General features: G+C 71.7%; 8 protein-coding genes. 6 read left to right on the forward strand and 2 right to left on the reverse strand.

Translation table 11 applies throughout. From position 1 onward, the window contains the following. Window positions 1–50: 50 nt before the first annotated feature. Together AN218_RS21200 and AN218_RS21205 are read right to left on the reverse strand one after the other, a co-directional pair. Entirely contained in the window at window positions 51–761 is a 711-nt protein-coding gene (locus tag AN218_RS21200; protein ID WP_070018486.1) for a 4'-phosphopantetheinyl transferase family protein, read from the reverse strand. Beyond that, the gene (locus tag AN218_RS21205; protein ID WP_070018487.1) at window positions 758–1618 is read right to left on the reverse strand and encodes a metallophosphoesterase family protein; all 861 of its coding nucleotides are present in this window, start codon (window positions 1616–1618) and stop codon (window positions 758–760) included. Before AN218_RS21205 ends, AN218_RS21200 begins: the two co-directional genes overlap by 4 nt. 326 nt (window positions 1619–1944) lie before the next feature. On the opposite strand from AN218_RS21205, the gene AN218_RS21210 reads away from it, so the two are divergent. From AN218_RS21210 to AN218_RS21235, 6 genes are all read left to right on the forward strand, one after another. Continuing rightward, window positions 1945–2700, forward strand: coding sequence for a thioesterase II family protein (locus AN218_RS21210; protein WP_070018488.1), 756 nt, complete (start codon window positions 1945–1947; stop codon window positions 2698–2700). Window positions 2701–2828: 128 nt separating this feature from the next. Then, complete coding sequence (locus AN218_RS21215; RefSeq protein ID WP_070018489.1) at window positions 2829–5726, forward strand: ATP-binding protein; 2898 nt, start codon at window positions 2829–2831, stop codon at window positions 5724–5726. Window positions 5727–5746: 20 nt separating this feature from the next. Further along, window positions 5747–8557, forward strand: coding sequence for an AAA family ATPase (locus AN218_RS21220; RefSeq protein ID WP_275936989.1), 2811 nt, complete (start codon window positions 5747–5749; stop codon window positions 8555–8557). Then, entirely contained in the window at window positions 8557–11358 is a 2802-nt protein-coding gene (locus tag AN218_RS21225; protein ID WP_070018490.1) for a helix-turn-helix transcriptional regulator, read from the forward strand. Before AN218_RS21220 ends, AN218_RS21225 begins: the two co-directional genes overlap by 1 nt. A 407-nt stretch (window positions 11359–11765) precedes the next feature. Beyond that, window positions 11766–12377 (forward strand): PAS domain-containing protein, encoded by a 612-nt coding sequence (locus tag AN218_RS21230; RefSeq protein WP_244900568.1) that lies wholly within the window; start codon window positions 11766–11768, stop codon window positions 12375–12377. Then, window positions 12374–13274: hypothetical protein (locus tag AN218_RS21235; protein WP_141747642.1), on the forward strand; the 901-nt coding region annotated here is incomplete at its 3' end. The genes AN218_RS21230 and AN218_RS21235, both read left to right, overlap by 4 nt.

Raw genomic sequence — 13274 nt, forward strand, 5'->3', positions numbered from 1 at the left:
CGCCTGCCGTGTACCTCCGGCGGCGGCGAGACAGACGTGCCCCGCCGGTCTCAGGTGCCCCCGGAGGGGGAGGGCGCGGGGCCGTCCGCACCGCCGCCGTGCGGGAGAAGGACCGCCGTGGCGAGCACTCCCGCCTCCGAGGCCCAGCGGCCCGCGAAGTGCCGCAGCCGGGCGCCGCCCACGACCGGTCCCTCGACAAGAAGACGGGCGACGAACGTGCGGGCCTCCGCGTCGATCGCGATCTCCGCTTCGGAGAAGTCCAGTTCGCGTGCGGTGAGCGGATACCAGGTCTTGAAGACGCTCTCCTTGGCGCTGAACAGCAGCCGGTCCCAGTGCACTTCGGCGCTTCGCGCCCGGAGAGCGCCGAGCGCCTTCCGTTCCGACGGCAGCGAGACGGCCTCCAGCACTCCTTCCGGCAGCGGCCCGTCCGGCTCGGCGTCTATGCCGATTCCGACGGCGTCGGCCTCCCGTGCCACGGCAGCGGCCCGGTACCCGGCGCAGTGGGTCATGCTGCCGACGACTCCCGCGGGCCATCGCGGTGCGCCGCGCCGGCCCGGAACCAGCGGGACGGGCGGCACGCCCAGCCGTGCGAGGGCGCTCCGCGCGCAACTCCGCACCTGTGCGAACTCCTTGCGCCTCTTGGGCACCGCGCCCGCCACGGTCGCCGCCTCCTCGGGGAAGAGCGCGCCGGCCCCGTCGTCCGGCCCTTCGCCGAAGGACTCGTCGGCGTACACCTCGTCGGGCAGCAGAGAGGCGATCACGGCCTGCCTCCGGATGAGGCCGAGGACGCGGACGGCTCGGGCAGGATCTGGCGCAGCGGCTCCCGTGCCGGGCGTCCCCGCCACTCCCGGGGGTAGCCGACGGACACCTCCTCGAAGCGCACGCCGTCGTACCAGGTGACCCGCGGAATGTGCAGATGGCCGTAGACGGCCGTGACGGCGTTGAAGCGCTTGTGCCAGTCCGCGGTGAGACCGGTTCCGCACCACTGCGCGAAGTCGGGATACCGCAGCACCCTCGTGGGGGCCCGGACCAGGGGGAAGTGGTTGACCAGTACGGTCCGTTCACCGGGTGCGAGGGCGGCGAGCCGCTCCTCGGTCTGCCGCACGCGGATGCGGCACCACTCGTCACGCCCGTCGTAGGGGTCGGGGTGCAGCAGGAACTCGTCCGTGCACACGATGCCCGCATCGTGGGCCCGCCTCAGCGACTCCTCCTTCGTGGACGCCCCCGGGACGCGGAAGGAATAGTCGTAGAGGAGGAACAGCGGAACCACGGTCACCGGTCCGCCGTCGCCGCGCCACACGGGGTAGGGGTCTTCGGGCGTGACGACTCCCAGTCCACGGCACATCTCGACCAGTTGCAGGTACCGCTTCTCGCCACGCAGGGTGCACGAGTCCTGCGGATGGGTCCACAGCTCGTGGTTCCCCGGGGTCCAGATCACCTTCGCGAAGCGGCCGGCCAGCAGCCGCAGCGCCCACTCGACGTCTTCGTAGCGCTCGGCCACGTCCCCGGCGAGGATGAGCCAGTCCTCGTCGGAGCCGGGGAACAACTCCTCGGTGATCGACCTGTTCTCGTCGTAGGCGACATGCAGGTCACTGACCGCGAACAGCTTGCCCGTCATCGAATCGTCTTCCCCTTGCCTGCTCGGCTGTTCGGCTGCTCCCAGAGCGGGTGGCACGCGCCACGCGGCAAGTGCACCCGCCACGCGGCCAGTACACCGCGCCGGCCGCAGGGAAATCACTCGACTCCGGCGCGGCGCCCGGCCGCATGTCCGGCCGATGAGGGGGCAGACGCGACACTGCCGTCCCGCATAGCGCTGCGGACGGCTGCCGCCGGTACTAGGGGAATCCTCACTCTTCCTCTGCGACGCTGAAGGCGGTACGGGTCGGTCGAGACGGGCCGGGCCGCTTCGCTGTCGGCCCAGTCGCGAGAGAGGTGCGGAACGCGATGACGGTGTCAGAGGACGAGGGCCTGTGGATCCGGCGCTACCACCCCGCCCCCGAGGCCCGGCGCCGGCTCGTGTGCTTCCCGCACGCCGGCGGCTCCGCGTCCTTCTTCCATCCGGTCTCGGCGCAGCTCTCCTCCACGGCCGAGGTGCTGAGCGTGCAGTACCCCGGGCGTCAGGACCGCCGGGGGGAGACCAGTCCCGACGACATCGCCACCATGGCCGACCAGGTCTACGGCGCGTTGCGCGGGGTGCTCCGCTCCGGCCGGACGGCCTTCTTCGGGCACAGCATGGGCGCCACGGTCGCCTTCGAAGTCGCCCGGCGCTACGAGCGGGACGGCGGTGAGCTGACGCGGCTGTTCGCGTCGGGACGTCGCGCACCGTCCCGGCATCGCGATGAGAACGTGCACACCAAGGACGACGACGGAGTCGTCGAGGAACTGAAGAAGCTGGCAGGCACCGACAGTTCACTGCTCGGCGACGAGGAGATCCTGCGGATGATCCTCCCGGCCCTGCGCAGCGACTACAAGGCCGCCGAGACCTACCGCTGCGAGCCGGGTGCCGCGGTGGAGGCCCCCGTGACCGCGCTCACCGGGGACGACGACCCCAAGACGTCCTTGGACGAAGCGGAAGACTGGCGCCAGCACACCAAGGGGGACTTCGACCTGAGGGTCTTCCCCGGCGGGCACTTCTACCTCGGCCCGAAGGCGGCCGACGTGATCGCGCTGCTCCGGGAGCACCTGAAGTCCGGTGTGTGAGCCCCGTCTTGGCCGGTGGCAACGGATCCGCTAGCGTAAACGATCACGTTGTGCACGCGAGCGATCATTCAGGGACAGGCGTCGGCGTAACGCCGGGGCCGCGGGATGACACGGTTGCGAGGAGTGGCATGGTGCCGGACCGGTTGCCTTCCGCCGGTCTCTCCGACTGCCTGGTCGGCCGGGCCCGCGAGATGGCGGTGCTCAAGCGCAGCGCGGAGGCCGCCCGGCGCGGGCAGGCGGGACTGGTCACGCTCCAGGGCCCTCCGGGGATCGGCAAGACGAGCCTGCTCCACTCCTTCATCGCCTCCGACGCCTGCCGGGAGATGACGGTCCTGCACGGTGCGTGCAGCGAGATCGACGCCGGCGCGGGCTACGGAGGAGTCAGGGCCCTGTTCCGGTCGCTCGGCCTCTCCGCGGAGGACGCCGCCTTCTCGCCGCTGTTGAGCGGAGGCGCCCGCCGAGCGCTGCCCGCCCTCGCCACAGGCTCCGGCTCCAGTGCCTACGAGTCCTCTGCGGCGTACTCCGTCATGCACGGCCTGTACTGGCTCACCGCGAACCTGATGGCGGAGCGGCCGCTGCTGCTCGCCCTCGACGACGTGCACTGGTGCGACGAACGCTCCCTGGCCTGGATCGACTTCCTCCTGCGAAGGTCGGAGGAGATGCCGCTGCTGGTCGTGCTGGCGCAGCGCGACGAGGCCGTGCCGCTCGCCTCCGCGCTCGCCGACGTCGCCGCGCGACCCTCCTCGGCCTTCCTCGAACTCTCCCCGCTGTCCCGGCAGGACGTGGTGGAGCTGGTCGGGTACGCCTACCAGGGGGCGGCGGAAAGCACCTTCGTGCGGGACGTCGCAGCGCTGCCCGGCGGGAACCCCATGCTCCTCAAGAGGCTGCTGCTGGAGCTGAAGAGCGCGGGCGTGCGCCCCGACGAACACGGCGTGAACAGGGCGCGGGAGATCGCCGGGCAGGTCGTGTCGGACTCGGTGCGCGGCATGCTCCGGGCGCTGCCCGAATGGATACGTACGCTCGCCCGTGCAGCAGCCGTGCTGGGAGACGCGCCCGCCGAGCGCTTGGGCGCCCTGGCCGGTCTGCCTCCCACGCTGGTGGACGAAGGTGTGAAGGTGCTGCGCAAGGCCGAAATCCTCGCCCCGGACGGCCTGGGCCTCGCGCACGACCTGGTGCGCTCCGCCGTACTCGAGGACATGGACGGCGACGCGCTCGCCGAACTGCGCACCAGCGCGGCCCTGTTGCTCAGCGACGAGAGCCTGCCCCCGGAGCAGGTCGCGAACCAGTTGCTCCTGCTGCCCCGGCTGACCGCGCCGTGGATGACGGCGGTGCTGTGCGAGGCCGCCGGCCAGGCCGAGAGCCGGGCGGCGCCCGAGGCCGCCGTCCGCTACCTGACCCGGGCCCGCGAGGCCGACCCCGACAGTCTGGCGCTGCGTCTGCAGCTCGCGCGATGCGTGTCCCAGACGGAACCCGCCGAAGCCGTACGGCAGTTGCAGGCCGTACTGGAATCGCCCCTCGACGTGCGTACCAGGGCGGGTGTGGCGGTGCAGTTCGGCGGGGTGTGCCTCTTGGCTCAGCAATCGCCCGCCGCGGTACGGGTGCTCGAGGAGGTGCTTCAGCAACTCGACTGCGAACTGGGGCGCGACCCCGGCCCCGCCGATGTGGAGCTGCGCACCGAAGTCCAGGCGGCGCTGCTGAGGGCGGGCGCGGACGAGAAGAGCACCATCGGACAGGTGCGCGAGCGGGCGTCGTCGATGCCCGCCCCGCCGGGCGACACCACCGCCCAGCGGCAACTGCTCGCCATGCAGGCACTGCTGGGCGCCCTGGGAGGCGACGACGTCGAGGGGTGCATCGACAAGGCGCGCCGGGCCATACGGGCCACCGGCAGTCCCACCGAGGAGTCGCTGTTCGCCTCCTCGTTCACCCTCAGCCTGGCCGACGAGGCCGAGGAGGCGCTCGAAGCGCTGGACCGGCTGCTCCAGGCCAGCCAGCGCAGCGCTGCGGCGTGGAGCTACGTGCTGGCGCTGGCCATCCGTGCCTTCGTACTGCACGGCATCGGCGCCCTCCCGGAAGCGCTGGCGGACGCGCAGACTTCCGTCGGCATCATCGCGGACGAGCGGTGGGGACACACTTCCGCGATGCCGCAGATCGCGCTCGCCATGGTGCTCACCGACCTCGGCGAGCCGCAGCGAGCCGCGAGCGTGCTCGATGCGATCGAGCGCCCCAACCTCGACAGGCTCGTCACGGAATACCCCTGGTACGCGCAGGTCGCCGCCCGGACCCGCTGGTCGCTCGGCGATGTGGAAGGCGGCCTTGAGCTGCTCTACGCGTGCGGCAGATCGCTCGACGAGAGCGGCGTCGCCAACCCCGTCTACCTTCCGTGGTGGCTGGACGCGGCGGGCATGCTCATGGACCTCGGCCGGACCGGGCAGGCACGCGGCCTCGCCGAACACGGCAGCGAACTGGCCGAACGGTGGGGTACGCCGCGTGCGAAGGCGCTGGCGAGCCTCGGCGGCGGTCTGACCACACCGGGCCCGAAAGGCATCGAGCTGCTGGTCGCATCAGCCGAGATGTTCGCCGGCTCGCCCGCGCGCGGTGAGCACGCGCGCGCCGAGTTCCTCGTGGGCCGGGCGCTGCTGGCTGAAGGAGACCGGCGCTCCGCGCGGGACCACCTGCGCACCGCCGCCGACCTGGCGCAGCGCTGCGGCACTTTCAAGCTGGGCGAGATGGCACGGACCCTGCTGATCGAGGCCGGTGGACGCATGCGGAAGATGAGCGGCTCCCCCCTCGGCATGCTGACGGGTATGGAGCGCAAGGTCGCCGACCTCGCGGCGGCCGGTACCAGCAACAGGGGCATCGCCGAAGCGCTGTTCGTGACGGTGCGCACCGTGGAGACGCACCTGACCAGCGCGTACCGGAAGCTGGGCGTCACCAGCCGGGCCGACCTCGCTCCCGTGCTCTCCGCCCGCGAAGACCTCGTCAAGAAGCTGCCCTTGCGGGCCGCGTACCCGCCTGCGCGACGCTGACCGTGACACAGGTGGCACACGTGACCAGGGAATCCGGTGACCGAACGCAGCCGCGGACCGCGGGGCGGGAAGGCCCGGGCACCGCCGCAGAGCCTGAACGCCCCCTGTACGAGAGGGAACAGGAACAGGATGTGCTCGCCACGGTGCTGGAGCGGCTGGGCCGTGCACAGCCCTCGCTCGTCACGGTCGAGGGCAGGCCCGGCGAAGGCCGCAACGCCCTCCTGCGCCGGGTGGCCCGGCGTGCGGGGGAACTGGGCCTGAGAGTGCTGCACGCGCGGGCCACCAGAGCGGAACAGGAACTGTGCTACGGCGCCGTACTCCAGCTCGTGATGCCGCTGGACGGAACGGTCTGCGACGCTCTGCGCTCCCACCCTCCGGGGCACGGGCCGGGAACTCTTCCGGGCCTCGTCGAAGTGCTGCGGTCCGCCCCCGGAACGCCCACGCTGCTCGTCCTGGAGGACGTGCACTGGCTGGACGCGGCCTCCCGGGAGTGGATGGAGGCCCTGGCCAGGCGCCTGTACGCGGACGTGCCGATCGCACTCGTCCTCAGCAGCCGTACGGCCACCGACGGGTGGAGCAGGCTGGTGCCCTCCCCGCCGTCCGAAGTCCTCGTCCGCAACCTCACGATGAGGCCGCTGGGGCTCCGGTCGGTCGCCGCGGTCATACGTCACGTATGCGGCACCGGCGGCGAGCCGTCCTTCGACTCCGCTGCCCACGAAGCCACCCGGGGCAACCCGGCCGTGCTGCACGAAGCGCTGCGCGTCTTCCACGAGAAGGGCCACCGGCCCGTGTCCGCGCGGCTGCCCGAATTCCGCGCGATCGCCGACGAGTTCGCGGGCGACCTGTCGCTGCGGGCGATGGAGGAACTTCCCGCCGAGGCGCAGAGCGTCATGCGGGCGCTGGCCGTGTGCGGGGACGTACTGGACTTCCCCCTCGTGCGCACCCTTGCCGGGCCGCGTGAACTGCCCGAACGCGAGCTGCTGGAGGTGCTGGAGTCGGCGGGGCTGGTCGAGACGTGCGGACACACGGCGCGCATCCGCTACCCCCACGCACGCATCCGCGTGCTTGAGCGGATGCCCGCGGAAGAACGCGCGGACCTGCACGTCAGGGCGGCGGCCCTGGCACACCGCGCGGGAGCCGCCGACGAGGACATCGCCGCAATGCTCTTCCGGGCGACCGCGATCGGAGCGCCGTGGGTCGTCGAGAACCTTCAGCGCAGCTCCACGGACGCCCTCGCCCGCGGAGACCTGGACCATGCCGTGGCCTGTCTCTCCCGGATACTCCTCGAACCCCTGGAACCCGCGCGGCGTGCCCGGTTCAGCCTGGAGCTGGCCGCAGCGGAGATCGTCGGCAGTCCGCATGTCGCCGGCAGGCGCCTGGACAACCTCGTCAGGAACGCCGGGGGATGCGCTGCCGGAACTCTGGTGCGGCGTGCCATCGACCTGGGCCTGGCCCGCGGCGACGACGACTGGGCCGCACGCGCCGCCGCCGAAGCGCTCCCGTCCGCAGCGGAGCCCGCCCACGACGACCTGATCGCCCTGTACTGGCTGGCACACCGTGACCGTCAGGACGAGGCGGAGCTGATGATCCCCGTCGTGCCGGCGCTGCCCGAGACCCCGGACGCGCCCCTCCAAGCCGGGGTACTGGCCTGGCGGTTGGCCGTGCGGGCCAGGGACCTGCCCGCCACCCGGACCCTCGCACGCACATGCCTGAACGCGTCCGCCGGCGCGGCTCCCGTGATGCCCCGCCTGGCGGCCTGCAGAGCCCTGATCGCGGCCGGCGACATGGACGAGGCGCACTCGGCGCTGGACGCCCTGATCCGCGAGGCGAAGCGCTCCCACGCCAGGGCGGCATCCGCTCGTCTGCTCACGCTGCGGGCGGAGGTCGAACTGCGCACGGGACGTCTGGACGCCGCCGAACGCGACATCCAGGACGCGCAGGAGGCGCTCCCCGTCACCAGTTGGCATCCGGCCGCCGCGCCGCAGCTCGCCGCAGTCGGCGTCCACGTCGCCGTGGAGAGCGGACAGCAGGAGAGAGCGCGACGTCTCGCGCAGCACGAGATGCCCGAAGGGGCCGAGAACGGCGCGGCCTGGAGCCTGCTCCTCTTCGCCCGCGCCATGGTCGCCTCACGGGACGGGGACTGGGCCGGGGGGCTCCGGCTGGCGAGGGAGAGCGGAAGCGGGCTGCTGCGCCGCCAGTGGCTCAACCCGGCGCTGCTGCCGTGGCGTTCGCTGGCCGCACGCTGCCTTGACGCGCTCGGCCACCACGACGAAGCGGAACAGCTCGCACGGGAGGAGAGCGACCTCGCGCGCGACTGGGGATCGGCCGCCGCCGTCGGACTCGCGGCGGTGACCGCCGGGCCCTTGACCAGCGATGCGCAGATGGCCAGGCTCAGGGAAGCGGCCATGGCGTTCGAGGGCTCGCGCGAGATGCTCCTGCACACCTGGAGTCTGGTACAGCTTGCCCAGGCGGAACTCAACGCGGGTGACGCTCCTGCCGCCGCGGGACGTGTGGTCCGACTGACCAAGGTCACCACCACGTACCCGTCGAGCCGTCCGGCCGAGGCCGTCCGCAGGCTCACGGAGGAGCTGGAGAAGCCGGCGACCCCGGCTGCCGCGGAGCCGTCGCGCACTTCCGGCCTGCTGACCGAGGCGGAGAGGGAGACGGCCCTGCTGGCCGTCCGCGGACACGGAAACCGTGAGATCGCGGATCTGCTGTCGGTCGGAAAGCGCGCCGTGGAGCTGCGCCTGAGCAGCGTCTACAGGAAGCTGCACGTCACCGGGCGTGAGGAGCTGCGCGCCATGATGCTGAGGAGAGAGGCGGCCCCCTGATGCTGCTTGAGCGGGACAAAGAGATGGCTCAAGTGGACGGTGCCCTGTGCGCCGCCGTAGACGGCCGGTCCTCCATGATCGTGGTGACCGGCCCGCTCGGCATCGGGAGATCCGCCCTGCTGCGCGGGCTCGCCGCGGGCGCCGACGGCAGCGACGTGCGGGTTCTCACCGCCCACGCCGCCCTCATGGAGCAGGACTTCGCCTTCGGCGTCGTACGCCAGCTCTTCGACTCGCTGATGACGGGCGCCACCCCCGAGGCGCGGCGAAAGCTCCGGGAGGAACCGGACCGCTTCGCCCGGAGCGTCTTCTCCGGGGACGACGGCACCGCCGGAATGGACCCCGGCATCGACACCTCCGAGGCCACCCTCCACGGACTGAGGTCGCTTCTGGTCGGCCTCTGCGAGGAGACGCCGCTGCTCATCCTCGTCGACGACCTGCAATGGGCGGACGTCCCCTCGCTTCGGTGGCTGGCGTACCTGGCGAAGCGCCTGCGCGGACTGCGCATCGTCCTCGTGTGCACCCTGCGGGAGGGCGACCCGTGGTCGCGGTACGCGCTCGTGCGCGAGGTGACGGAGTGCGCGGGCCAGACGCTCAGTCCGACGCCCCTCTCGCTGGACGCCACCAGAGTCATGATCGAGGAGCAGTTCGAGGAGCCGGGGGAGGAGCCCTACGTACGCGCCTGCCACGAAGTCTCCGCCGGCAACCCGCTGTTCCTGCTGTCGGTCCTGGTCGGCATGGCCGTCAGCGGATACCGGCCCACCGCGGAGAACGCCGAGACCGCCCGTTCCCTGCGCCCCTCCGGGCTGCGCGAGCGCCTGACGGGATGCATCCGCGCCCAGACCGAGCCCGTACGGGACCTGGCGGCGGCCATCGCCGTCCTCGGCGACCACGCCCGGCCCGCACTGGTCGCGCAGCTCGCCGGGCTCGACGACATCGGACTCAGCTCGGCCCTGCGCGTGCTGTACGAGCTCGGGCTGCTCCCCGACGAGCGCACGCTGCGCTTCACCCACCGCGTCGTGCAGGACGCGGTCGAGTCCTCCCTCACGATCACCCAGCGCGAGGACCTGCACCACAGCGCCGCGGCCCTCCTCTACGAAGGCGGCCGTCCCGCCGAGCAGGTGGCGGCCCAGCTCATGGCCGTCACCGGCCAGAGCCCCGCGTGGTCCACCGCCGTGCTGCGCTCCGCAGCGTCCACCGCCCTGCGGCGCGGCGCACCGGAGATCGCCGCCCGTTACCTGCGCCGCGCGCTGCTGGAGAGCACGGGGCAGAACGCGGAGCGTGCCCGGCTGCTGATCGATCTGGCCACCGCGGAACGCACCTTCGACCCCACGGCCTCGGAACGGCACATCGCTCAGGCGCTGCCCATGCTCCCGGAGGTCAAGGACCGGGCCGCCGCGGTGCAGCGGATGCCTCCCGCCCTCTTCGCCAGGCCCTCCTCCTCGATGGTCGAGCTGGTGCGGCGGACGGCCGAGGAACTGGGCGCCCCCGAGCAACTTGACGGCACCACACGGGAGACGGCGCTGTGCCTGGAGGCCAGGCTGCGCCACTACGCGCAGGAGGACCCGGCCGCGCTCTCCTCCTCGACGGAGCGGCTGCGCGAGCTGGGAGGCGAACCTCCACTGGACTCCGGCGCCGAGCGCGAACTGGCGGCGGTGCTGCTGTGTTCGGCGACTTTCGCCGGACGGCTCTCCGCGAGCGCCGCGTCCCGCATGGCCGGCCGCATCCTGGAACGCGAACCGGCGGACGAGGCCCGGGTGCACACCACGGTGCCGCTTGCCGCGATCACGCTGCTCGCCGCCGACTCCGTCCACGACGTCGAGACCTGGCTGACGCCGGAGAAGCACCCGAGGCGGCCGGTCAGCGCATCGGACGAGGCGCTGCTGCTGGCCCAGCGGGCCATGGTGCACATCTCGCGCGGCCGGCCCGCCTGGGCCCGCGAGCACGCGGAACGGGCGCTACGGCTGACGGCGCCGTACTGGTACGAGGCACCCAGCGTCGTGCTGGCCGCGGTCGCGCTCGAACTGGGGGACATGCCGCTCAGCGAGGAGATCCTCGCCGGCGCCGGTTCGCGCACGCCGACCGGCCTCGCGCTCACCTCGGTGCTGCGCATCCTCCAGGCCTCGGTTCACGCACAGCGAGGCATGCGGGCCCGTGCGCTGGAGGATCTGCTCGCCTGCGGCAGGCAGTTGGAGTCACGGGGGTGGCACAATTCGGCTGTCTTCCCCTGGCGTCCCCGTGCGATCGGCCTCTACGAGCGGCTCGGCGACGAACTGTCCGCAATGGTGCTCGCCGACGAGGAGCACTCGTGGGCGGCGGCCTGGGGCGCGCCGGCCGTCCTCGGCCGGGCGCTGCGCCTCAAGGGCCGGCTCCACGGCGACCGCGGGATCCCCATGCTGCGCAAGGCGGTCGAGGTGCTGCGCTCCTCGCGCAACGAACTGGAACTGGCCCGCACTCTCGTGCTGTTGGGCGGAAGACTGGGGAGCAGGCCGGAGGCGGAGGCGGCGCTGCGCGAGGGCGGCGAGCTCGCGGCCGCCTGCGGAGCGCCCTGGCTGGCGAAACGCGCGGAGGACGGACTCGGGGCTGCGCCCTCTCAGAACAATGCCCTCACACGAAGTGAACGCAAGGTTGTATCGCTCGCCGGTGAAGGCCTTACGAACCAGGAAATAGCAAAGACGCTCGGCGTGAGTTTGCGTGCTGTCGAGAAACACTTGACGAATTCCTATCGAAAAATCGGGGTGTCGGGGCGGGCGGAACTTGCGAAGGTTCTGCGTACGTCCGAATTCACACACCTTCGCCCTTGATGGGAAGACTGCCTCAATGGGGTGCTTCCGTGTGTTATATGAGACGGTCGCGCAGCTCAACAGCGGTTTTAAGCTGGACTTGAGATTGTTCTTGAGCTTGGTTTGAGCTTCCCGCTACCGCACCACACCACCGAAGCCGAAGCGTCGACCGAACCCTCGGCGTGACCGCCCACGGGATTAGTTCCCGGCCCTAAGCTGTTCGTTGACCACCGCGGCACCGCTGCATAGCCTCCATTTCGAGGGCGCAAATCCAGGGGCCTTCAAGAATCGGCAGGGAATCTTCTCTGAGGTTTTCGAGAATGTCTGAAGCGGGGGGCGGAAAGGATGGCAGAGCAATGGCGGTTGCTGCATCTGCGGGCCCGGTGCGGGTGAACGCGGGCGAAGTCTCCTCGGGCAGTCTCCACGGAATTTCCAGACAGGGATCTTCCCAGCCCGGGCTGTGTACCGCCTCGCTCGATCCGGACCTGGTCATCCAGCACGCGAACCTTGAGTTCTCGCGTCAGTTCGGGGCGTCCTCCGCGGACGTGTGCGGGCTCAACTTCCGTGAGCTCGTGCACCCCAGCATCAAGACCTCTCTCATGCGGCAGTTCGCGCGGCTGACCGAGGGCAAGCGCCAGCTCTTCGACACGCACGTCGTCGCGGTCCGTCCCGAGGAGGAGGCCTTCGTCGGCTCCCTCACCGCGGCGGCCGTCTCCGACGAGACGCCGCAGGTGTCCGCGGTACTGATCTTCATGCGCTCCTCCGAGGAGGCCGAGGACGCCGGTGTCCTTCCGGCCCGCAAGAAGCTGCTCAGCGACATCGACGCACGGATCCTCGAGGGCATCGCGGCGGGGCTCTCCACGATCCACCTGGCCTCGCGGCTGTACCTGAGCAGGCAGGGCGTGGAGTACCACGTCACCGGTCTGCTGCGGAAGCTGCGGGTGCCCAACAGGGCGGCTCTGGTCTCGCGGGCCTACTCGATGGGCGTGCTCAACGTCGGTACGTGGCCGCCGAAGGTCGTCGAAGACTTCGTGAAGTGACGCGCCCCGACGGGGCGGCCGAGCGGCGCGGTCACGGCGCGAACACGCTGTGGCCGCGCCGTCGTTCACGCCACGACGAGCTGTCCGCGCCGCTGGAGGCGCGTGATCCGCCGGTCGCCGACTTCGTGAACGGCGATGCCGCCAGGACCGTGTACCTCGCCGGCACCACCCCCTCCAGGTCGGAGCTCCTGCGGCTGCGCAGGGAGCACTACGGCTCCACGCTCGCCGCCCTGGGCGTACCGGTCTGGGACGTGTACGACGAGGACGCCCTGCACGTGCTGTGCTCGCAGGCGCGGCCCGGAGCCTCCGAACCGTTCGAAGCTCCCGAGGCTCCCGTAGCCCCCGGAACCGCCCACGCTTCGGAGGCTGCGGAGGTGCCCGTGGCGGGCCGGGGCGAACCGGTGGGCGGAATGCGCGTCACCCTGAACGGGCCCCGACGGGGCGACCTGCACGAAGACTTCGCCGGCTTGCCGCATGTCGTGGGCGACGAGGGCGAGTTCTGGGTGTTCGCACGGCAACTCGTCCACCCCGCGCACCGCGGGGCGGAGGTCTCCACCATGCTCGCCCACGCCGCCTGCGTTCACCTGCTGGACCGGTCCCCGGTGCGGCGGGTGATGTTCACGACCATCGTCGGCGCAGGCCGCGGTTGTCCGCGGAGACTCTTCGGCGCGATACCCGTCACGCCCCCTGTGCCCCTCGGGCCGCAGGCTCGCGACGTCGTCCTCTTCGCCGGAGATCTCGACACCCTCGCCGACGAGACCGGCGCACGACTGGAGCGCACCGGCTGGTCCGTCTCCGTCTCCGTCCGCGTTCCGCAGCACGCGGCGGGCCGGCCGCAGGCGTCCGCCCCGGGCCTGCCGTCTGCCGCCGGGGCGGGCCCCGCACCGGACGCCTCCG

It is taken from the genome of Streptomyces nanshensis, assembly GCF_001751255.1.
In the GTDB taxonomy this organism is placed as follows: Bacteria; Actinomycetota; Actinomycetes; order Streptomycetales; family Streptomycetaceae; genus Streptomyces; species Streptomyces nanshensis_A.